Consider the following 22,366-nt stretch of genomic DNA (forward strand, 5'->3'; position numbering starts at 1 on the left):
AGATGACAGGACTTACAAACGAACAGGTAAATCAGAGAATTGAAGAAGGACAGGTAAATGCCAACGAAAACCCGAATACCAGAACATACAAACAGATCATACGTGAAAACACGCTGACGTTTTTTAACTTTCTGAATATTGTACTCCTTGTTCTGGTATTGCTGGTGGGATCCTATAAGAATTCCATGTTTGTATTTGTGATCATCATAAATACAGTGATTGGAATAATCCAGGAAATCCGGGCAAAAAAGACCATTGATAAGCTGGCCATTCTGGCACAGAGCAAAGTCTCGGTACTGAGAGAGGGTGCAGTGAGCAGCATTTCCACAGAAGAACTGGTGCTGGATGATTATATTCTGCTGAAAACAGGAGATCAGGTTCCGGCAGATGCCAGAGTTCTGGAGGGAAGTCTGGAGGTAAACGAATCCCTTCTTACCGGCGAAGCAGACAATCTTGCTAAGAATGCAGGAGACGAATTGTTTTCCGGCAGCTTTGTTACATCCGGTGAGGCATACTGCCAGGTCGTTCATGTGGGCAAAGATAATTATGCTGCCCAGATTACCAGTGAGGCCAAGGAATTTAAACGCCATAATTCAGAACTTCGCAATTCACTGAATGCAATCCTGAAGGTGATCAGTATCATTATTGTCCCTCTGGGAATCCTGTTGTTTTACAAGCAGTATTATCTGGTGGGAGACAGTATCGGAGGGGCTGTAGTAAGTACGGTTGCAGCTGTTCTGGGTATGATTCCGGAAGGACTGGTGCTGCTGACCAGTGTGGCTCTGACACTTGGCTCGCTGGTTCTCGCCAGGAAGCAGACACTGGTGCAGGAACTGTACTGCATCGAAACCCTGGCACGTGTAGATACGCTCTGCCTTGACAAGACCGGTACAATTACGGAAGGCAGCATGTGTGTGGAATATATTCTGCCATTTATGGAAGAAGATACGCCGGAAACAGTAAAAAATGATATCAATTTGGAAAAATGTTCAGAAGAACTTTCTCATACAGAAACTGTATATCCGCAGCCGGATCAGTCATTTGTACGAGAAATCGAGGAAATTATGGGCAATCTGATGGCTGTTCTGAAAGATGAAAATGCTACAGCAGATGCTCTGCGTAAGAGATTCCGGATTAAGAAAAATCTGACACTGAAATGTGCAGTTCCGTTTTCCTCAGACAGAAAATACAGCGGCGCTTCTTTCGCTGGTCAGGGAACATTTCTGATGGGAGCAGCGCAGTTCCTGTTTCCGGAAGGAAATGAGACTCTTACAGGGCTTTGCGGACGTTATGCAAAGGAAGGGTTTCGTATTCTGGTTCTTGCTCACAGTGAGACAGAGGCAGAGGGACCGGAACTTCCGGAAGGTCTGAAACCGATTGCGCTGTTTTTGCTTACGGATGTGATCCGGGCGGAAGCTCCGGATACGCTGCGGTTTTTTGACAGTCAGGGAGTGGATCTGAAAGTAATTTCCGGTGATGATCCTGTTACTGTTGCATCCATTGCCAAAAAGGCAGGACTCAAAAATGCAGACCGTTATGTGGACGCAACGACTCTGTACACACAGGAGGATCTGGAGCAGGCAGTTGCCGAATGCAGTGTGTTCGGACGTGTGACACCTCAGCAGAAAAAAGCCATGGTACAGGCTCTGAAGGCACAGGGGCATACGGTTGCCATGACCGGTGATGGTGTAAATGACGTTCTGGCACTTAAGGAAGCGGACTGCAGCGTGGCAATGGCACAGGGAAGTGATGCGGCAAAGAATATTGCCAATGTGGTGCTTCTGGACTCTAATTTTGCGTCTATGCCGCACATTGTGAATCAGGGCCGACGGGTTGTGAACAATATTCGAACGGCAGCCTCGATGTTTCTGATCAAGACGATTTTTTCGGTGTGCCTGTCATTACTGACGATCTTTTTTGGAAGTGCTTATCCTTTTGAACCGATTCAGATGTCGCTGATCAGTGCATGTGCAGTGGGAATACCAACCTTCCTGCTGGCACAGGAAAATAATTATGATAAGATTGATCATACATTTTTGCGACATGTCTTTATGAATGCATTTCCTGCTGCGATTACTATTACAGCCTGTGTATTTGTGATCATGGAAGTCTGTCAGGGTGTTTATCGCTCTACTGATATGCTGAATACAGCATGCTTTCTGGTGACAGGATGGAATTATATGGCTGCTCTGAAAACCGTATATGCTCCGCTGAATACGTATCGAAAAGTAATTATTTACGGAATGCAGTTTATATTCTTTATGTCATCGGTAGTTCTTCAGAATCTTCTGACACTTGGAACTCTGGAATATGGAATGATTGTTCTTGTGTTTATTCTGATGACATTCTCGCCGATTGTCATAGAAATTATTACAGCATGGCTGAAAAAAATGTATGCCAGATCTCTGGATAAGGAAAATCCGGGTAAATTTTTCGAGTTTCTTGCAAAACTTCAAAAATAAAAAGCATGAAAAAAGAATCCTGAAGAGCAGGATTCTTTTTTTATGTAAAGATAAAAGGTAAAGATAAAGGCCTGGCGCCTGTTTGAAAATTCATTACCGGCATCTGCACGCCCCGCAAATTGTAACGTACATCTGTCAGAATTTAAAGTCTGAGAAATTCCGGTTTCCGGTTATGGAAAACAGTATAGTAAGAAAAACCGCACTGCCGGAGAACTTCCGCTGCTTTGTCAAAGGAAAAAGCAATTTTGTCGGGAGTGTGTGCATCTGCACCAATTGTAATAATCTCTCCGCCGAGCTGGCGGTAGCGCCGTATGATCGCTGTACATGGATTGGGCTCCCCGAGACCGTAATGGTAGCCTCCGGTATTCAGTTCTATGCCCACGCCTTTGGAAATCAGTGTACGAAGGATCTCGTCCAGAATATCCTGATATCTTCCATAGGAATATTCACTGTTTTTGCCGGGGCCATAGCGTACGACATAATCAATATGTCCATAAACATCCATTTCCGAAAAGCATGAGAGGTTCTCCAGAATAGATTCGAAATATTCCATATATGCGGCAGATTCTTTGCGCCCCTGGAAAAATTCCGGATAATAAGGGTCGTAACCGTGAACCACATGGGAGGAGCCGATGACGAAATCAAAAGGGACCTCCTGCAAAAGTCTGTGAAAATCAGGTCCCAGATGCATCTGAAGTCCAAGCTCAATGCCGAAACGGATGTCAAGCTTGTCCTGATACTTTTTTTTTAGCGCGTATAATTTCGTCTGATAGGCAGGAATATCCAGGAAAAAATCCAGATGGTCCGGTGCTTCCGGGTAATCGGGATCCAGATGTTCGGTAAAGCAGATTCCTTCAAGACCGCAGTCGATGGCTTTGCGGATCATTTCTTCCATTGGTGTATCTGAATCTGCTGAAAAAGAGGAATGCATATGGCAGTCCCATCTGATCTGATCTGACATAGTGAAATCTCCTTGTTTATATGAGTGTTGCGGGTTTATCAAACCCATTATATCACAAATTTGTATTTTACATGTATTTTTTCTAAAATGCTCTTGAATTTTTGTATGAAATTCGGTACAATATGCCATAGGTTGATGTTTCTTTAACAATTAAGGAGATATCATAATTAACCACTTAATTCATAGGAGGAATTTTATCATGGCAGTAAAAGTTGCAATTAATGGATTTGGCCGTATCGGTCGTCTTGCATTCCGTCAGATGTTTGGAGCAGAAGGATTTGAAATCGTAGCAATCAACGATTTAACATCCCCGAAAATGCTGGCTCACTTATTAAAATACGATTCCACACAGGGAAGATACGCTAAAGCTGATACAGTAACAGCTGGCGAAGATTCCATCACTGTTGACGGAAAAGAAATCAAAATCTATGCAAAAGCTAACGCTGCAGAACTTCCATGGGGAGAAATCGGCGTAGACGTAGTTCTGGAATGTACCGGATTCTACACCTCCAAAGCAAAAGCTCAGGCACATATCGATGCTGGCGCTAAACACGTTATCATTTCCGCTCCGGCTGGTAACGATCTTCCTACCATCGTTTACAATGTAAACCATATGGGTCTTACAAAAGAAGACAAGATCATCTCCGCAGCTTCCTGTACAACAAACTGCTTAGCACCAATGGCTAAAGCATTAAATGACTGTGCACCGATCAAATCCGGTATCATGTGCACAATCCACGCTTACACAGGCGATCAGATGACTCTTGACGGACCGCAGAGAAAAGGCGATCTGAGAAGATCCCGTGCAGCTGCAGTTAATATCGTTCCGAACAGCACTGGTGCTGCAAAAGCTATCGGTCTTGTTATTCCTGAACTGAACGGCAAACTCATCGGTTCCGCTCAGCGTGTTCCGACCCCAACCGGTTCAACAACTATCTTAACAGCAGTTGTTGAAGGTGAAGTTACAAAAGATCAGATCAATGCAGCTATGAAAGCAGCAGCAAACGAATCCTTCGGATACAACGAAGACGAAATCGTTTCCAGCGATATCGTAGGAATGACCTATGGTTCTCTGTTTGATGCTACTCAGACAATGGTTCTTCCACTTGACAATGGCACAACAGAAGTACAGGTAGTTTCCTGGTATGACAACGAAAACTCCTACACAAGCCAGATGGTTCGTACAATCAAACATTTCGGAAAACTGCTTAACGCATAATCCAGGCTTGAGAGAAGTATAGACTCACCCAAGGGTCCGGTCTGAAAAGGACCGGACCCTTTTATCATTTCATATGAAACAGGGGTTCTGATATTTTGCCCCTGACATCTTAATCAGTTAATAAGGAGGAATTACAGTCATGGGATTAAATAAAAAATCTGTTGATGACATCAATGTGAACGGCAAAAAAGTCCTTGTTCGCTGCGACTTTAATGTACCGTTAAAGGAAGGCAAAATTACAGATGAGAACCGTCTTGTAGCAGCTCTTCCTACAATCAAGAAACTGGTTGCTGACGGCGGAAAGATCATTCTCTGCTCTCACCTTGGAAAACCGAAGGGAGAACCGAAACCGGAACTTTCTCTGGCACCTGTAGCAGTTCGTTTAAGCGAGCTTCTTGGCCAGGAAGTAAAATTTGTTCCGAGCCCTGTAGTAGTAGATGACAGTGTAAAAGCTGCTGTTGATGCTATGAAAGACGGAGAAATCATCCTTCTTGAAAATACCCGTTATCGTGCAGAAGAGACCAAGAACGGCGAAGCATTCAGCAAAGATCTTGCTTCTCTTGCAGATGTATTTGTAAACGACGCATTCGGAACCGCTCACAGAGCACACTGCTCCAACGTTGGTGTAACTCAGTTCATCGATACCTGCGCAGTTGGATATCTGATGCAGAAAGAAATCGATTTCCTTGGCAATGCAGTAGAAACACCGGTAAGACCGTTTGTAGCAATCCTCGGCGGTGCAAAAGTAGCTGACAAGCTTAATGTAATCTCCAATCTTCTGGAGAAATGCGATACTCTGATTATCGGCGGCGGTATGGCATATACTTTCCAGAAAGCAAAAGGACTGGAAGTAGGAACATCTCTTGTAGACGATACCAAGATCGACTACTGCAAAGAAATGATGGAAAAGGCTGAAAAACTCGGCAAGAAGCTTCTTCTTCCGATCGATACCACAATCGCAAAAGAATTCCCGACCCCGATCGATGCTGAGATTGAAGTGTCTTCTGTAGATGCAGACGCTATCCCGGCAGACATGATGGGCCTTGATATCGGACCGAAGACAGCAGAAATGTATGCAGATGCAGTGAAATCTGCCAAAACAGTTGTCTGGAACGGACCGATGGGTGTATTTGAGAATCCGATCCTTGCAAAAGGAACAATCGCAGTTGCAAAAGCACTTGCTGATACAGATGCTACAACTATCATCGGCGGCGGCGACTCCGCTGCAGCAGTAAACCAGCTTGGATTTGGCGACAAGATGTCCCATATTTCCACCGGCGGCGGTGCATCTCTGGAATTCCTGGAAGGTAAAGAACTCCCGGGCGTTGCAGCAGCAAACGATAAATAATCGGATAACAATTGTAAAAATCCGCTTTTCCAAAGATACTGGAATTATCAGGGGAAGCGAAACAATTGAATGATGTAAATAAAACCCCACAGGAGGATATAAAAATGGCAAGAAAGAAAATTATTGCTGGTAACTGGAAAATGAACATGACTCCAAGCGAAGCAGTTGCTCTTGTTGAGACACTGAAACCGCTTGTACAGAATGACGAAGTAGACGTTGTATTCGGCGTTCCTGCAATCGACATCGTTCCTGTAGTAGAAGCCTGCAAGGGAACTAATATTGCAGTTGCAGCAGAGAATATGTACTTCGAAGAAAAAGGCGCTTACACAGGCGAAATCGCTCCGGCTATGCTGGTAGATGCAGGCGTTAAATACGTAATCCTTGGACATTCCGAAAGAAGAGATTACTTCGGAGAGACAAGTGAAGATGTTAACAAAAAAGTTCTCAAAGCTCTGGAACACGGTATCACTCCGATTATGTGCTGTGGTGAATCTCTGGCTCAGAGAGAGCAGGGAATCACAATGGACTGGATCCGTCAGCAGGTAAAAGTTGGTCTGCAGAATGTAACTGCTGATCAGGCAAAAACTATCGTAATCGCTTACGAGCCGATCTGGGCAATCGGAACCGGCAAAACTGCTACAAGCGAACAGGCTGAAGAAGTTTGCAAGGGCATCCGTGAATGCATCGCAGAAATCTATGACACTGATACAGCAGAAGCTATCCGTATTCAGTACGGCGGATCTGTAAATGCTGGAAATGCAGCAGAACTGTTCGCTATGGCTGATATCGATGGCGGTCTGGTAGGCGGCGCTTCTCTGAAACCGGATTTCGGAAAGATCGTTTGCTACAAATAATTATAATATGATACAAGGGTCAAAAGCACAAAGTGCGGAGAAATCCGTGTATCAGAGGGGGCAAAATACCTTTTGACCCCATCATCATAATATGAAATAACGAAAGCACCGCAAAATGCTGTGTCGTTGGGATGAAAAGTCCTGATGACGGGTAATCTGCGGTGCTTTTTACTGCTGTCACAGGAAAAATGAATTGCTGCGCATCACGAAGTATATTACTGTGGAAAGAATGAACAGCAGCAGCTTTTGGAGTGTTCCATCTCTCCGGATGGAAATTGCCTTGACAAATTTCCATTTATATCCTACTATAAAAAACAGTTTATATGTACCAACGAGATATTGGAAAGGAGCTATTCCCTAATGGAAAATAAAGTCATCAAAGCCGCTCTTCTCGGTCTTGGAACCGTTGGAACCGGTGTTTATAAGGTATTAAAAAATCAGGAAGCCGAGATGGAAGCCAAAATCGGAAAAAAGGTGAAAATCGCGAAAGTTCTTGTCCGCAATCTGGAGAAAGCCGCAGCTAAGGTGGAAGATCCTTCCATTCTGACGAACAGGTGGGATGAAATTCTGGGCGATCCGGAAATAAGCATTGTGATTGAGCTGATGGGCGGTATCGAACCGGCCAGAACCTATATTCTTTCAGCTTTAAATGCAGGTAAGCATGTAGTTTCTGCGAACAAAGATCTGATCGCTGTTCATGGCAAGGAACTTCTGGATGCAGCGGAGAGAAATCATGTGGATTTTCTTTTTGAAGCTGCCGTTGCAGGCGGTATTCCGATCATTCGTCCGCTGAAACAATGTCTGGCAGGCAATCACATGACAGAGGTAATGGGAATTGTCAATGGAACCACAAACTTTATTCTTACCAAGATGACACAGGAAGGCATGGAGTTTAAAGATGCTCTGGCACTTGCAACAGAACTGGGCTATGCGGAAGCTGATCCGACTGCAGATATCGAAGGCCTGGATGCGGGACGCAAGGTAGCGATTCTTGCCAGTGTTGCATTCAATTCCCGTGTAGTATTTGATGATGTTTATATAGAGGGAATTACCAAGATTTCTGCGAAAGATATCTGTTATGCCAAGGAAATGGGCTGTGATATCAAGCTTCTCGGTGTTGCACGACAGGATGAGGATGGAGTGGAGGCATATGTATGCCCGATGCTGATTCCAAGCAGCCACCCGCTTGCTTCTGTCAATGATTCCTATAATGCAGTATTTGTTCACGGGGATGCTGTGGAAGATGCCATGTTCTTTGGCCGCGGTGCCGGTGAACTGCCTACAGCAAGTGCTGTTGTGGGAGATGTTTTTGATATTGTGCGCAATATTCAGGCAGGATGCTGTGCACGTATCGGATGTACCTGCTATAAGGAACTTCCGGTAAAGAAGATGGAAAATACTTATAACCGTTATTTTATGCGTCTGAAGGTAGAAAACCGCTGTGGTGTGCTGGCTGAGATCACAGCAATTTTTGCAAAGTATCATGTCAGCGTAGCACAGATTATCCAGAAAGACACCAGAACAGAAGGCTGCGCAGAAGTGGTTGTGATCACAGATAAAGTACGCGAAGGAGATTTCCGTACTGCGATGGCAGAAATGAGCAACCGGGAGTCTATCCGCAAGATTTCCAGTCTGCTTCGTGTTTATGGAAAATAAAAAGTAATCTAGGGGAGATTTCTGACGTAAATTTTTCAGTGTAAGAGAACCGGATTTAACAGAAGAAAATTCTTGAAAAATCTCAGATTTTTGATACTATATAAAAGAAGGAAACTGTCGCCTGTGCGACCAGCTGCGGCGGTACTGGTCATCTGTTTTTCGATGTACTGGCAAAACAATTCCGTTTTCCAGCGGAAAAATTTACAAATAAAAGGAGAACATTATGAGCAAAAAACCAACCGTATTAATGATTCTTGATGGTTACGGATTAAATGACAAGCATGAGGCAAATGCTGTATATGAAGCAAAAACCCCGGTTATGGACAAATTAATGGAAGAGTATCCATTTGTAAAAGGTTATGCAAGCGGAATGGCAGTAGGTCTTCCTGACGGTCAGATGGGTAACTCTGAGGTAGGTCATCTGAATATGGGCGCAGGCCGTATCGTATATCAGGAGCTTACCAGAATCACAAAAGAGATTCAGGATGGCGATTTTTTCAAAAATGAAGCACTTCTGACAGCTATGAGAAATGCAAAGGAGAACGATTCTGCAATTCATTTCATGGGACTGCTTTCTGACGGCGGTGTTCACAGCCATAATACACATCTTTACGGCCTGCTTGAAATGGCTAAGAGAGAGGGCCTCAGCAAAGTATACGTACACTGCTTCCTGGACGGCCGTGATACACCTCCGGCATCAGGTAAGGGATATGTTGAAGAACTCCAGGCTAAGATGAAAGAAATCGGTGTCGGCGAGATTGGTGTTGTTTCCGGACGCTATTATGCAATGGACCGTGACAATCGCTGGGATCGTGTAGAACTTGCTTATAAAGCTCTGACAAAAGGCGAGGGCGTAAAAGGCACAGATGCTGCAGAAGCTGTTCAGGCATCCTATGATGACGGTAAGACTGATGAATTTGTACTTCCTACAGTAATCGAAAAAGACGGCAAACCGGTGACAGTTATTTCTGATAAAGATTCCGTTGTATTCTTCAACTTCCGTCCGGACCGTGCCCGTGAGATCACCAGAGCATTCTGTGCAGATGATTTCCAGGGATTCGAGAGAGAGAAGAGACTGGATCTTACCTATGTATGCTTTACAGAATACGATGATACGATTCCGAACAAGATTGTTGCATTCCATAAAGTACAGCTTCAGAATACCTTTGGTGAATATCTGGCAGCACATCATATGACTCAGGCCCGTATCGCGGAAACTGAGAAATATGCGCATGTAACCTTCTTCTTTAATGGCGGTATTGAAGAGCCGAATGAAGGAGAGGACAGAATTCTTGTAAAATCCCCGAAGGTTGCAACTTATGATCTTCAGCCGGAAATGAGTGCGCCTGCAGTTTGTGACAAACTGGTAGAGGCAATCAAATCTGATAAATATGATGTGATCATTATCAACTTTGCGAACCCGGATATGGTTGGTCATACCGGCGTGGAAGCTGCTGCGGTCAAAGCAGTAGAAGCAGTGGATGCATGCGTCGGCAGAGCAGTAGAGGCAATTAAAGAAGTTGACGGACAGATGTTCATCTGTGCTGACCACGGCAATGCAGAACAGCTTGTTGATTATGAGACAGGTGATCCGTTTACTGCTCATACCACCAATCCTGTTCCATTTATCCTTGTCAATGCAGATCCGAAATATACTCTTCGTGAGAATGGATGTCTGGCAGATATCATTCCTACTCTGATTCAGTTAATGGGTATGGAACAGCCGGAAGAAATGACCGGAAAATCCCTTTTGATCGAAAAATAATTGTGATAAAAAGGATTCGTGATTATTACAAGAAAACCCCTGCGAGAGCGGGGGTTTTCTTGTGATTTCAGAGAAAATGACAGAAATGAAAATGAGTACTTGCAACAGCTGGAAGTTTTTACTATAATACGCCTCGTACGAAAAAATGAGATTGTCAAAGCACAGAGGTGCAGTGATAACAGATATGCCTGTCGGTTGTGATGGTCAGGCATGGAAGAATGAAATTTGTAAAATAAACAGTATTGGAGACAGAATAAATGAAGACAGACATGACAACAGGGAAGCCAATGAAAATGATTATTGATTTTACGATTCCTGTTTTTGTAGGAGGAGTTTTTCAACAGTTTTATAATATGATGGATGCGATCATTGTTGGGAAGTTTGTCGGGACAAAAGGCCTGGCTGCAGTTGGCTCAACGGGTACGATCATGTTTCTGATTCTTGGATGTCTGATGGGACTGACTGCCGGATTCACTGTCATCACAGCGCAGAAATTCGGTGCGGGAAAAATGCGGGAAATGCGTCAGACAGTCGGAAATGCGGCAATCCTGTCAGCAGTGATCTCGCTGATCATGACTGCGGTAAGTGTGATCGGTATGAAAAAACTGCTGATCTTTATGCACACACCGGATGATATTTTTCAGGATGCTTATGTGTATATTATGATCATATGCGGAGGTATTTTTGCTCAGGTACTGTATAACCTTGTGGCTAGTATTCTCCGTGCACTTGGAAACAGCAAAACGCCATTATATTTCCTGATTCTTTCCGCTCTTTTGAATATTGTACTGGATCTCCTGTTTATTGTTGTATTTCATATGGGAGTAGCAGGAGCGGCATGGGCAACCGTGATTTCACAGGGCGTTTCCGGGATACTTTGTGTCCTGTATATTGTGAAAGCTGTTCCGGAACTGCATCTGGAAAGAGATGACTGGAGACTTCGCAGAAATATTTCCAGAAACCAGATCAGTGTGGGGATTCCAATGGGACTTCAGTATTCTATTACTGCAATCGGAACAATGATGGTGCAGTCCGCTCTGAATATTCTCGGATCTTATGCAGTGGCTGCATTTACAGCAGGAAATAAGATTGAAAATATTTTTGCACAGGCCTTTGTGGCAATCGGTACGACCATGGCTACCTATAATGCCCAGAATATCGGTGCCGGAAAGCTGGACAGAGTACGCACGGGATTCCGGTGCTCTCATATCATTGGTGTTGTTTATGCGATTGTTACGGGATTGATTCTGATTTTCTGGGGAAAATATTTTTCCTATCTGTTTATCTCAGATAATGCGGCAGAAGTTGTTCCGATGGTGGATATTTATGTGAAATGCGTAGGCGTTTTCTTTATTCCGCTTCATTTCGTAAACTGTCTGAGAAACGGTATCCAGGGAATGGGATATGGATTTCTGCCCATGATGGCAGGGGTGGCAGAACTGACTGGACGAGGCGTTACAGCAGTCATTGCTGCGGGTCATAAGAGCTATTTCGGTGCCTGTATGGCAAGTCCGATCGCCTGGGTTGTGGCGGCAGCGCTATTGATTTTTATGTACTTCTTTGTAATGAAGGATATGAGCCGGCGTTTGGGATTTGGCAGGGAAATAATAGAAAAATAACAGAAAAAATAACGGTTACAATATAGACAATAGCAGAGGGTATAATATCAGCCATGCGAAAGAGGGCGCATTATGTGAAATCTTGCAGCATGGCTGAAATTTTTTTATGAAAATATGAAATATGAGTGCAAAATAATGGAATTATGTTATAATGTAGTGGATGCGGCATGATATATGCAGTTTCATCAGAAATGTATTTTATATGCTTGTTTTTGAGGAGAGTATTGTGAATGAGTGACGAAAAGAAGAGAAAGATTTTTGCTGATGGAGACAGACATCAGGAAGAACCTGATCTGGACGAGTTTGATGGAGACATTTTTGACGAAGACTTCACAGACGGAGACGATTCTGCAGAAGAATTTGCAGATGAGGAAGAACTTGAAGAATACGATGAGGATTTTTCCGTAGAAGATGAGGAAGATTTTTCAGAGGGATATGGTGACTCCGGGGTGTATGAAACGGATTCAGAGGAATATGAGGATTCTGATGAGTATGAAGCAGATGAAGAGGAGTATGAGGATTCTGATGAATACGAAGCAGATGAAGAGGAATACGAAGATTCTGATGAGTATGAAGCAGATGAAGAGGAGTATGACGATTCTGACGAATATGAAGAAGAATACGATGATTCTGAGGAGTACGAGGCAGATGAAGAAAAGGTTCTGAAGTTCCAGCCCATGGATAAGGGAAAACCGCAGTACCTGGATGAGGAGAAGTCTGTTAGGAAGAAGCATCAGGGAAACAGAGGAAAATCTGCCCGTCCGAAGCCGGTCGTATATGTTCCGATCGATGAAAGTGAGATGCAGATTCCGGAAATCCCTGCAGATAAGAAATCTTCAGGCAAGAAACATAAGGGGCTGAAAGTTATAGGTGTTGCAGCTTTGATGGTTCTGGTTTCGGCAGGATGTGCCTATGGCGGGATTTCGTATTATTATTCCGATAAATTTTTTGACGGAACGACGATCAATGGAATGGATTGTTCCAGAAAGACTCCTTATGAAGTGGAGCAGATGATCGCACAGAATGTGGAAGATTATTCCATTCAGGTATCTTCGAGAAATCTGGAACCGCAGACGATAGACGGAAGTCAGATAGAATATACGTATGTTTCCAATGGTGAAGTGATGAAGCTTCTGGAACAGCAGAAGCCCTATGAATGGATCAGAGGTCTTTTTGAAAAGAAAAGCTATACAACATCCGAGAATATTACATTTAATAAAGAGCTGCTTCAGAGCCAGGTGCTTGCTCTGAACTGTGCGCAGGAAGAAAATCAGGTTGCACCGGAAAATGCATATGTGGCTTTTACAGATACGCAGTTTGAGATTATCCCGGAAACAGAAGGTAGTGAACTGGACGTAAAAGAAGCGTATCATATTCTGGATGAAGCGATTTCCGGAAAACAGGAAACAGTGGATTTTGCAGACAGTGAAGATGCGTATGTGGCTGCCGCGGTTACCAGTGATGATCCGGGACTTCAGGCAACCCTGAATGCCTGCAATAACTTTACCAGAGCAAGTATTACCTATACTTTTGGAGAGCAGACTGTGACACTGGATGGTTCTACCATCAAGGACTGGCTGGAATTTGATGATAAAGGACAGTATGTGCAGGATGATGCAGCTTTTCAGCAGCATGTCAGAGATTATGTAGCACAGCTTGCAGCGCAGTATGATACGGTTGGCACAGAACGTGAATTTTATACAACCAGCGGAAGAACGGTATATGTATATGGTTCTGCATATGGCTGGAAGATCGATCAGGATGCCGAGACGGCTCAGCTTGTTTCGGAAATCCAGTCCGGAACACAGACTACAAGAGATCCGGTTTATTCCATGACGGCGAATACCCGTGGATATAATGATATCGGAAGCACTTATATTGAAGTGGATCTGTCAGATCAGCATATGTATTATTATCAGAATGGAGCAATTATTTTTGATTCAGATATTGTATCCGGTAATATGAGCTACAGTGACCGTCAGACACCATCCGGTATCTACACGCTTTATTACAAAAAGAGTCCGGATGTATTAAGAGGACAGAAGGATGAGAATGGTAAATATGAATATGAAGTAGATGTACAGTACTGGATGCCGTTTAACGGCGGAATCGGTTTCCATGATGCACCATGGCAGCCGTATTTTGGCGGTGACCGTTACCTGACGGGCGGTTCTCATGGCTGTATCAATCTGCCGAGTGAGAGTGCAGCAACTCTGTACAATATTATTCAGTATGGTGTTCCTATCGTCTGCTTCTACTAATGAGAAAGGTCTGGTAAAAAAATGAATAACAGGACATTGGATTATATTCTTGCAATCGGGGCGATTGTGGTCGGGATTTTGCTTTTGTGCGGAAAAGGTGATATGTTTATGGGCGGAGGCAATGTTCAGGAACGCCGCAAACAGTATGACCAGAAAAAGATGGAAAGAGCCTCCGGAGTTGCAATGATCATTATTGGTATCGCAACAGGAATAGATTCCTTCACCACCAGCCTTGCAGCCAAAATCATCTATACGTTATTTCTGGTGATTGTACTGGTTGTGCTGGTTGTATACTACAGAAAAAAATGCAGAAAGAAATGACTGGCTGTTTCTGCAACAGAAACAGCCGCAGAAAAAGGAGCACAGGAACAAGTCCCATGCTCCTTTTTGTATCGCAGGAAAGTGTTCCGCATTTTCCTGCGATGCAAAAGAACCTGTAAATCAGGATTTTTATTATCAGGAATGAGAGATACACAGTGGTATCAGATCCATCGGTTTCTGAATGACCGCGTATGGTTCCGAAACATTGCCGAAACCGTAGGAAGCAAAAATAAAGGGAACTCCGGCTTTCCGGCATGCCTCATAATCGCCCATGGTATCTCCGACATAAACAGGGGAATTCAGATGGTAGTCATCTACGATCCGGGTAATGTTTTCGGCTTTGGCCATTCCGGTATCTCCGGGACAGAGATGACCTTTGAAATATTTGGAGAACCCTGTGGCCTGCAGGAAGACTTCAATATAGCCGGCCTGGCAGTTGCTGACAATAAACAGAGGATATTCTGCGGAGAGTTTCTGAAGTGTCTGTTCAAGGTCTTCGTAAAGAGGAGCGCATTCTTTTAATAAAGCTTCATGTTCAGCCTGACAGCAGGCATCGATCACACGAAGCTGTTCCTCTTCACTGAGATCGGGAAACAGGGCTTTGGCGATATCCGGAAGCAGCTGGCCAAACAGGGTCATGAGTTTTTGAGAAGTGATTTCTATTTCCATGTGTTCTTTTTCGCGAAGGTACTGTGTCCAGGCTCTGGCAACAACATCTGTGGAATCCCACAGAGTACCGTCCACATCAAATATAATACTGTCCATCGTATGTCCGGCAGATATTTCCATTCAGGGAAAAATCTGCATTTCCTTTCTTTTTTAGGACAATTTTAAATGAGAAAAGGTAAAAAAGCAACTGTATTTTTTCAGGTTTTCATGTTATATTATTGGCGTGAGGTTACAGAATGAAATATGAAAATATAAAAACAGGGAAATTTCTGGACAGACCGAACCGTTTTATTGCACATGTGGAGCTTGATGGTCACACGGAAACTGTCCATGTAAAGAATACCGGAAGATGCAGGGAACTGCTGATTCCCGGTACCGAGGTGATTCTGGAAGAGAGCGGGAATCCCAACCGCAGAACGAAATACGACCTGATCTGTGTGAAGAAACAGGGACGATGGATCAATATGGATTCCCAGGTGCCGAATAAAGCAGCCAGAGAATGGCTGGAGGGAGGCGGCCTGTTCCCGGAAGAAATTACGGTATATTCGGAGAAAACATATGGAAACTCCCGCTTTGACCTTTATGTGGAATCTGCGAGGCGAAAAGCTTTTATTGAAGTGAAGGGCGTTACGCTGGAGGAAGGGAATATTGCCCGCTTTCCTGACGCACCTACACAGAGAGGTGTGAAGCATGTGGAGGAGCTTGCCAGATGTGTACAGGAAGGCTATGAAGCGTATTTGCTTCTTGTCATTCAGATGGACGGTGTATCTGAATTTCGGCCAAACTGGGTCACTCATCGGGAATTTGGGAGAGCACTGGCTGCTGCCAGGAAGCAGGGAGTCAGAATCCTTGCATACGACTGTCGGGTAACGCAGGATACTATCGAAATACAGAATCCTGTACCGATTAATCTGGAGGAACCCTATGCCGGATGAAAATAAAAAGCCACTGCGGAATGAGCGGGAGAACCCGCTTCCGAATGAACAGAAAGAAGTTTACGGAATGAAGAGGAAAGGCTTTTGATGAATGAACAGAATAATTTTCTGCTGAACGAGATGAAAACACCTCTGCTGCAATGGTACAGAGAAAACAAACGGGATCTTCCATGGAGAGATCAGAACAATGCATATTATACCTGGGTTTCAGAAATTATGCTCCAGCAGACCCGTGTGGAAGCGGTAAAACCGTATTTTGAACGGTTTATCAGAGAACTCCCGGATATTCCTGCACTGGCAGCATGTCCGGAGAAAAAACTGATGAAGCTGTGGGAAGGGCTTGGCTATTACAATCGTGTCAGAAATATGCAGCAGGCAGCAGTAACTGTGACAGAAAAATATGAAGGGAAGCTTCCTGAATCCTATGAGGAGCTTTTGTCGTTAAAAGGAATAGGGAGTTATACAGCAGGAGCAATTGCCTCTATTGCCTATGGAATAGCGGTTCCGGCTGTAGACGGCAATGTGCTGAGAGTCATTTCCAGAATTACAGAAAGCCGTGAAGACATTATGAAGCAGTCTGTGCGCAAAAAGATGGAAGAGCAGCTCAGGGAAATTATGCCGGAAGAGTGTCCGGGTGATTTTAACCAGGCACTTATGGAACTGGGAGCTGTCGTCTGCGTGCCAAACGGTCCTGCAAAATGCAGCAGCTGTCCTGTAAGGGAGTGCTGTCTGGCCAGTAGGAATGGCACTGTTCAGGAACTTCCGGTGAAAGCTTCGAAGAAGGAACGAAGAATCGAAGAGCGTACAGTTCTTGTGATTCAGGACGGGGAGCAAACTGCTATTTCCAGACGTCCCGGAAGAGGTCTTCTGGCAGGATTGTATGAATTGCCGAATTTTGAGGGACACTTAAGCCGGGAAGAAGCTTTGAGAACCGTTCAGGAGCTGAATCTGGATCCTTTGAAAATTGAACCACTGGAACCGGCAAAGCATATTTTTTCTCATATCGAATGGAGAATGACGGCTTACAGGATACGGGTATCTTCCCTGGAGTCATACAAAGGAAAAAAGCTGATTTTTGTGGACAGGAAACAATCGGAAAAACAGTATGCCATACCATCTGCGTTTCGTGCATACGTGGGATATATGAAGGAGGAAAATGATGAAGATTTTAAGTATCGCGATTCCGTGCTATAATTCGGAAGCGTATATGGAGAAGTGTGTGGATTCTCTTCTGGCGGGAGGAGAAAATGTGGAGATTCTGATCGTGGATGATGGTTCTTCAGACCGAACAGCCGAAATCGCAGACGCATATGCGGAAAAGTATCCTTCCATTGTCAAAGCAATCCACCAGGAGAATGGAGGACATGGACAGGCTGTCAATGCAGGAATCCGCAATGCAACCGGTCTTTATTTTAAGGTGGTGGACAGTGATGACTGGGTCAATAAAGAAGCATATGAAAAAATCCTGCAGACGCTGGAAGAACTGATCCGCGGACCAAAGACAGTGGATCTTCTGATCAGTAATTTTGTTTATGAAAAACAGGGTGCAACCAGAAAAAAAGTGATGCAGTACCGTCATTGCCTGCCGCAGAATGAAATTTTCGGCTGGGATGCAGTGAAGCACATGCCGAAGGGAAAATATCTTCTGATGCATTCCATGATCTACAGAACGAAACTGCTTCATGACTGTGGTCTGGAACTGCCGAAGCATACATTTTATGTAGACAATCTGTTTGCGTTTGAGCCGCTCCCGTATGTGGAAAATCTTTATTATCTGGATGTGAATTTCTACAGATATTTCATCGGAAGAGATGATCAGTCTGTTAATGAAAAAGTGATGATCCGAAGAATTGACCAGCAGATCCGTGTAAATAAGCTGATGGTGGATGCTTTCCATAAGGTGAAATTTACGAATAAACGGCTTCGCGCTTATATGGTAAGTTATCTGGATATCATTACTACGATTTCCTCCATTATGCTGATCCGATCCGGTTCTAAGGAAGCTCTGGAAAAGAAAAAAGAACTTCTGGAATATATCCGTGAACAGGATCGCTGGTTATACAGACGTCTTCGTTACAGCCTGTTTGGAAATGCATCAAACCTTCCGGGAAGAGGAGGACGCAAGGTTTTTGTGACAGGATATAAAATCTGCCAGAAATTTTATGGATTTAATTGATGAGATACAGAATTATACGGTATTTATGGGATAAGTGGTGAAAAATCCGCAGGAAAAAGAAATAACAGATTAACAGAGTAACAGATAAACAAATAAACAAATAAACAAATAAACAAATAAACAAATAAGCCCCTGCGCCGGGAAATGTCGCTTTTTTGTAGCATTTCCTGATGCAGGGGTTTTGTTTTATATATTACAGTTTGTAATTTTTGCGTCTTCCTTTATAAGAAGTCCAGGAAGGTGCAGTGGATGTTTCCAGAGCCTTCTGCGGATAGAAAACAAGATATCCGAACAGAGCCAGTGTAGCACCCATACATACATCGATGACCGAGTGCTGTTTCAACAGCATGGTGGACATAATGATCAGAATGGTCAGTACCAGTGAAGCGCGTTTTACAGTTTTGCAATCTTTCAGTGCTTCACAGGATGTCAGAGACATATGTATTGCCAGTGAATTAAAAACATGAATACTCGGAAGTACATTTGTTGAAGTATCTGTCCGGTACAGCCATTTCACCGCATCCGTAAAAATATTGTCTCTTGGAAATTCTGCAGGACGAAGATGAAGTACATTGGGATATACATACGAAACAATCAGGAAAATAGTCATTCCCATCATCATATTGCAGATCAGCTGGTAATATTCTCGCTTGTTTTTGTTAATAAAGATGAAGTATGCTACGGTTCCGATCATATATGGAAACCAGAGCAGATAAGGTACAATAAAATATTCGCAAAATGGTATCATATCGTCAAAAACCGTATGTACAACATGATAACCGTGAACGGGCATACGTTCCAGATAAAAGAACAGTACCATATAGACAAGGCTGTAAGTTGCTATAACTAAACCATGCTTGTATTTTTTGATAAATTCTAACAAAGTTCCACCTTCCTTAAGTTCTGTTGTTATTCATCAGTGCGACATTATAGCACAGAAAGACTGTCTTTTAAAGTACAATTCCCGGAATTACCCGAAGAAAATAACGGGAAAAATCAGATGTTATTAGTCTATATGCACAATAAAAGAATCATATGCTTCCCTGTATGGGAAACTATCCTGTCCCTACTATAAATCATCCATATGATAGCACCTGTAATCTCTGTTTTCAAATGAAATTTTTGTAAAAATTAGAAAATTACGGTGAACAGTGAGGAAAACGGCTATTGGTCATTGTAATAATCTGCAAAGAATTTGAATAGGAATACTTCAGAATTCCGATATAAATTTTGTTTAAAAAGATGACTAGCGGTTGACATATCAGTCTTTTGAATGGTATATTATAGACAAACAATTGTACCGATTGGAGTGAAACTATGGCTACTTTGAAAGATGTTGCCAGAGAGTCAGGACTGACAGTTGGTACAGTGTCCCGGGTATTGAATAACAGAGGATATATCAGCGAGAAGACAAGACAGAAAGTGTACGAGGTCATGGAGGAGCTGAATTATCAGCCGAATGAGATGGCACGTTCTCTTTCGAAGCGAAAGAGCAATACCATAGGAGTCATTGTACCGCACATCGTACATCCCTATTTTGCGAAAATGATCAGTAATCTGGAACTGGCAGCTTATGAACATAAATACAAAATTCTTCTGTTTAATTCCAAGGGAAAAGAGGAGAAAGAAGAAGAATATATTGAAATGTGCAGGAGCAACCGCGTTGCAGGAGTCGTGCTCTGCAGTGGAAATATCGGCACAGAGAAATTTAAGAATCTGGATTGTCCCCTGATTACATTTGAACGTTTTATCGATGGGGGAACTGCCGGAATTCTGTGTGATAATTATCAGGGAGGAGTACTGGCAGCTCAGCGCCTGGTTGATGGAGGATGCAGACATATTCTTCATATCGGAGGTGTAAATGAAGTTCGTATGCCTGCGGATGACAGGAAGACAGCATGTGAAAAGGTCTGCAGAGAGAACGGAGTGAAATTCTGGGACGTGGATCCGGGACAGTGCTTTTATAATGATATGAATTATTATCAGGTGATTCGTGAAGCTCTGAAGGAGCATCCGAATACAGATGGGATTTTTGCGGGATCGGATGTGATTGCGGCACAGGCAATTCAGATCTGTCATGAAAATGGAATCTCAGTACCGGAGCAGATGAAAATTGTGGGATTTGATGATGTCAATATTGCGTCTCTTACGATTCCGGGGATCACCACGATCCGTCAGCCGGTGAAGGAAATGGCAGAAGCAATCATCAAGACACTGGAATCTGCATCGAAAGGAAAGATGGTTCCTGCCCAGACTGTATTTCCGGTTACTCTGGTAGTTCGCGGAAGCGCCTGAGAAAAATGAATAAGCGGCTGTTGACAGAACAGTGATGTAAAAAGACTGATGCGAAGAACGTCAGTCTTTTTTTTGTATCACAGGAAAGTACTTTGCGTTTTCCTGTGATGCAAAAAATCTCTCCGGGCAGAATCACACTGCGGAGGAGAGGAAATATACTGCTAAAGCAATCCGCCGCAGGCGGAGAATCCTGCAGAGCAGGATTCCTTCTCATTTGAAACAATGCCTTGTATTTTTCTGTAAAAAAAATCTTTCAGGATATATGACATAATATGACAAGCGGTAAATACATAAAAATACGAAAAAATCAGAAATTAAATACAACTCATAGAAATGAAAATAAAATTCTGAAAATTAAATTATTCATAATAGACAAAATAAGAAAGCTAAATTAGTATATATGTAACAAACTTACAATTTGCGTGTGTTTTTTATATGATAAACGATTGACATATATTAAGCGGTTGTGATACTATTCAATCATCAAGAGAAACGCAATAAAAACATAATCAAGGAGGATTACAAAATGAAAAAAGCAGTTTCTTTCGCAATGGCAGTTGCAATGACAGCATCTCTTACAACAGTAGGTGCGGTACCGGTACTGGCAGATGATGTTTCCATCACAATCTTCAACTCCAAAACGGAAATCCAGAGCCAGATGGAGGAGAAAGCGGCAGAATATGCAGAGGAGAAAGGTATCGACGTAGAAGTTTACTACTCCAACGATACAGTAGCTGCTCATATGGCAACCAGATATGCATCTGAAGATCCATATACTCTGAGCATGGTAGATGCAAAAGATGTTTATTCTCTTGGAAAAGAGCACGCACTTGATCTGAGCGATCAGGAGTGGGTAAATGATACAGATTATGAAATCAGTGTTGATGGTACAGTTTACGGATTCCCGGTATGTGTAGAAGCACGTGGTCTGATGTACAATGCTGATGCAATCGAAGCAATCACAGGTGAAACCTTCAATCCGGATGATTACAAAACTCTCGATGCATTCAAAGAACTCATTGCAAAACTGATCGAGGGCGGCATGGAAACTCCTGTTGGAATCATGAAAGAAGACTGGTCACTTGGTGCTCATTTCCTTTGTGAAGTATATGAAGAGCAGGAAGATGTAGAGGGATTCATCACATCTCTTCATGAAGGCAGCGCAGATCTTATCAACAATGAAAAATTCAATTCTCTGATGGATACTTTTGATGTCCTGATGGAAAACAACTACGCAAAAGATTCTCCAATCGCAGCAGAACGTGAAGTATCCGAACAGAAACTTGCTGAAGGCGAAATCGCATTCATGTTCGGCGGTAACTGGGACTGGTCTGTAATCAATGCTTATGATTACACAGAAAACATGGGATTGATGCCTGTTCCGCAGAATACAGAAGACGGAACCAATGAAAAACTCGTTGGCGGCGGTTCCAAATATTTCTTCATCGACAACTCCGATAATACATCTGAAGAACAGCAGCAGGCAGCAAAAGACTTCCTGAACTGGCTTGTATATGATGAGGCTGGACAGAGCTTTATCGCAACAGATTGTGCACTTGTACCTGCATTCTCCAACAATGCAATCGAAGTATCTGATCCTCTTGGAAAATCTGTAAAGAAATATGCTGATGAAGGCGCTCTGATCCCGAACTACGATTATGCTCCGGATGATCACTTCTCTATCTGTGGTGCTTCCTTCCAGAAATATCTTGCAGGTCAGATCGACCGTGCAGGTTTCGCAACTGAAATCGAAGATTATTGGAAAGCAACTACTCCGGTTGAGCACTAATAATTCTTGAGCATTCATCAAGAAATGATTCTGAGG

17 protein-coding genes are annotated in these 22,366 nt (G+C 43.3%); 14 read left to right on the forward strand and 3 right to left on the reverse strand.

Annotation, left to right across the window (positions count from 1 at the left end; translation table 11 throughout):
• Positions 1-2: 2 nt before the first annotated feature.
• Positions 3-2,462, forward strand: a complete 2,460-nt coding sequence (locus ACTNEW_RS01955; protein ID WP_441057247.1) for an HAD-IC family P-type ATPase — start codon at positions 3-5, stop codon at positions 2,460-2,462.
• Positions 2,463-2,604: 142 nt separating this feature from the next.
• Here ACTNEW_RS01955 and ACTNEW_RS01960 read toward each other — a convergent pair whose 3' ends face one another.
• Positions 2,605-3,423 carry a histidinol-phosphatase HisJ family protein gene (locus ACTNEW_RS01960; RefSeq protein ID WP_441057249.1) on the reverse strand — a complete coding sequence of 273 codons (819 nt, stop codon included), beginning with the start codon at positions 3,421-3,423 and terminating at the stop codon, positions 2,605-2,607.
• Positions 3,424-3,622: 199 nt separating this feature from the next.
• Here ACTNEW_RS01960 and gap point away from each other — a divergent pair, with 199 nt between their 5' ends.
• The 8 genes from gap to ACTNEW_RS02000 all read left to right on the forward strand — a co-directional run bounded on the left by gap (position 3,623) and on the right by ACTNEW_RS02000 (position 14,466).
• Positions 3,623-4,642 (forward strand): type I glyceraldehyde-3-phosphate dehydrogenase, encoded by a 1,020-nt coding sequence (gene gap, locus ACTNEW_RS01965; protein ID WP_441057251.1) that lies wholly within the window; start codon positions 3,623-3,625, stop codon positions 4,640-4,642.
• A 139-nt stretch (positions 4,643-4,781) separates the two neighbouring features.
• The gene (locus ACTNEW_RS01970) at positions 4,782-5,990 is read left to right on the forward strand and encodes a phosphoglycerate kinase (RefSeq protein ID WP_441057253.1); all 1,209 of its coding nucleotides are present in this window, start codon (positions 4,782-4,784) and stop codon (positions 5,988-5,990) included.
• A 104-nt stretch (positions 5,991-6,094) separates the two neighbouring features.
• Positions 6,095-6,844, forward strand: coding sequence for a triose-phosphate isomerase (gene tpiA, locus ACTNEW_RS01975; RefSeq protein WP_441057255.1), 750 nt, complete (start codon positions 6,095-6,097; stop codon positions 6,842-6,844).
• A 360-nt stretch (positions 6,845-7,204) separates the two neighbouring features.
• Entirely contained in the window at positions 7,205-8,500 is a 1,296-nt protein-coding gene (locus tag ACTNEW_RS01980; protein ID WP_441057257.1) for a homoserine dehydrogenase, read from the forward strand.
• A gap of 223 nt (positions 8,501-8,723) precedes the next feature.
• A complete protein-coding gene (gene gpmI / locus ACTNEW_RS01985; protein WP_441057259.1) occupies positions 8,724-10,265 on the forward strand; it encodes a 2,3-bisphosphoglycerate-independent phosphoglycerate mutase in 1,542 nt (513 codons plus the stop codon).
• 257 nt (positions 10,266-10,522) lie between these two features.
• On the forward strand, positions 10,523-11,884 hold the full coding sequence (locus ACTNEW_RS01990) for an MATE family efflux transporter (protein ID WP_441057261.1): 1,362 nt from the start codon (positions 10,523-10,525) through the stop codon (positions 11,882-11,884).
• Between the two features lie 230 nt (positions 11,885-12,114).
• Positions 12,115-14,145 carry a L,D-transpeptidase family protein gene (locus ACTNEW_RS01995; protein WP_441057263.1) on the forward strand — a complete coding sequence of 677 codons (2,031 nt, stop codon included), beginning with the start codon at positions 12,115-12,117 and terminating at the stop codon, positions 14,143-14,145.
• A gap of 21 nt (positions 14,146-14,166) precedes the next feature.
• Entirely contained in the window at positions 14,167-14,466 is a 300-nt protein-coding gene (locus ACTNEW_RS02000; RefSeq protein WP_441057265.1) for a DUF3784 domain-containing protein, read from the forward strand.
• Positions 14,467-14,601: 135 nt separating this feature from the next.
• Here ACTNEW_RS02000 and ACTNEW_RS02005 read toward each other — a convergent pair whose 3' ends face one another.
• On the reverse strand, positions 14,602-15,255 hold the full coding sequence (locus ACTNEW_RS02005; protein ID WP_441057267.1) for an HAD family hydrolase: 654 nt from the start codon (positions 15,253-15,255) through the stop codon (positions 14,602-14,604).
• 116 nt (positions 15,256-15,371) lie between these two features.
• Here ACTNEW_RS02005 and sfsA point away from each other — a divergent pair, with 116 nt between their 5' ends.
• The 3 genes from sfsA (at position 15,372) to ACTNEW_RS02020 (ending at position 18,246) form a co-directional block, all read left to right on the forward strand.
• Positions 15,372-16,070, forward strand: coding sequence for a DNA/RNA nuclease SfsA (sfsA, locus tag ACTNEW_RS02010; RefSeq protein ID WP_441057269.1), 699 nt, complete (start codon positions 15,372-15,374; stop codon positions 16,068-16,070).
• Positions 16,071-16,157: 87 nt separating this feature from the next.
• Entirely contained in the window at positions 16,158-17,264 is a 1,107-nt protein-coding gene (mutY, locus tag ACTNEW_RS02015; protein ID WP_441058088.1) for an A/G-specific adenine glycosylase, read from the forward strand.
• The gene (locus ACTNEW_RS02020) at positions 17,230-18,246 is read left to right on the forward strand and encodes a glycosyltransferase family 2 protein (protein WP_441057271.1); all 1,017 of its coding nucleotides are present in this window, start codon (positions 17,230-17,232) and stop codon (positions 18,244-18,246) included. The genes mutY and ACTNEW_RS02020 overlap by 35 nt, the downstream gene beginning before the upstream one ends.
• A gap of 193 nt (positions 18,247-18,439) precedes the next feature.
• Here the strand turns inward: ACTNEW_RS02020 and ACTNEW_RS02025 are convergent, their stop codons facing one another.
• On the reverse strand, positions 18,440-19,129 hold the full coding sequence (locus ACTNEW_RS02025) for a phosphatase PAP2 family protein (RefSeq protein ID WP_441057273.1): 690 nt from the start codon (positions 19,127-19,129) through the stop codon (positions 18,440-18,442).
• Between the two features lie 434 nt (positions 19,130-19,563).
• On the opposite strand from ACTNEW_RS02025, the gene ACTNEW_RS02030 reads away from it, so the two are divergent.
• Both ACTNEW_RS02030 and ACTNEW_RS02035 read left to right on the forward strand, forming a co-directional pair.
• On the forward strand, positions 19,564-20,541 hold the full coding sequence (locus tag ACTNEW_RS02030; RefSeq protein ID WP_441057275.1) for a LacI family DNA-binding transcriptional regulator: 978 nt from the start codon (positions 19,564-19,566) through the stop codon (positions 20,539-20,541).
• A 526-nt stretch (positions 20,542-21,067) separates the two neighbouring features.
• Positions 21,068-22,330 carry an ABC transporter substrate-binding protein gene (locus ACTNEW_RS02035; RefSeq protein ID WP_441057277.1) on the forward strand — a complete coding sequence of 421 codons (1,263 nt, stop codon included), beginning with the start codon at positions 21,068-21,070 and terminating at the stop codon, positions 22,328-22,330.
• Positions 22,331-22,366 lie beyond the last annotated feature (36 nt).

Source organism: Blautia sp. HCP3S3_G3, from assembly GCF_052063365.1.
Taxonomy (GTDB): Bacteria; Bacillota; Clostridia; order Lachnospirales; family Lachnospiraceae; genus Blautia_A.

Coding starts and splice junctions, on each gene's coding strand:
- ACTNEW_RS01970 (WP_441057253.1), top strand. CDS start 4,782: ATGGGATTAAATAAAAAATCTGTTGATGACATCAATGTGAACGGCAAA.
- ACTNEW_RS02030 (WP_441057275.1), top strand. CDS start 19,564: ATGGCTACTTTGAAAGATGTTGCCAGAGAGTCAGGACTGACAGTTGGT.
- gpmI (WP_441057259.1), top strand. CDS start 8,724: ATGAGCAAAAAACCAACCGTATTAATGATTCTTGATGGTTACGGATTA.
- gap (WP_441057251.1), top strand. CDS start 3,623: ATGGCAGTAAAAGTTGCAATTAATGGATTTGGCCGTATCGGTCGTCTT.
- ACTNEW_RS02020 (WP_441057271.1), top strand. CDS start 17,230: ATGAAGATTTTAAGTATCGCGATTCCGTGCTATAATTCGGAAGCGTAT.
- ACTNEW_RS01955 (WP_441057247.1), top strand. CDS start 3: ATGACAGGACTTACAAACGAACAGGTAAATCAGAGAATTGAAGAAGGA.
- sfsA (WP_441057269.1), top strand. CDS start 15,372: ATGAAATATGAAAATATAAAAACAGGGAAATTTCTGGACAGACCGAAC.
- ACTNEW_RS02005 (WP_441057267.1), bottom strand. CDS start 15,255: ATGGAAATATCTGCCGGACATACGATGGACAGTATTATATTTGATGTG.
- ACTNEW_RS01980 (WP_441057257.1), top strand. CDS start 7,205: ATGGAAAATAAAGTCATCAAAGCCGCTCTTCTCGGTCTTGGAACCGTT.
- tpiA (WP_441057255.1), top strand. CDS start 6,095: ATGGCAAGAAAGAAAATTATTGCTGGTAACTGGAAAATGAACATGACT.
- ACTNEW_RS01960 (WP_441057249.1), bottom strand. CDS start 3,423: ATGTCAGATCAGATCAGATGGGACTGCCATATGCATTCCTCTTTTTCA.
- ACTNEW_RS02035 (WP_441057277.1), top strand. CDS start 21,068: ATGAAAAAAGCAGTTTCTTTCGCAATGGCAGTTGCAATGACAGCATCT.
- ACTNEW_RS01995 (WP_441057263.1), top strand. CDS start 12,115: ATGAGTGACGAAAAGAAGAGAAAGATTTTTGCTGATGGAGACAGACAT.
- mutY (WP_441058088.1), top strand. CDS start 16,158: ATGAATGAACAGAATAATTTTCTGCTGAACGAGATGAAAACACCTCTG.
- ACTNEW_RS02000 (WP_441057265.1), top strand. CDS start 14,167: ATGAATAACAGGACATTGGATTATATTCTTGCAATCGGGGCGATTGTG.
- ACTNEW_RS01990 (WP_441057261.1), top strand. CDS start 10,523: ATGAAGACAGACATGACAACAGGGAAGCCAATGAAAATGATTATTGAT.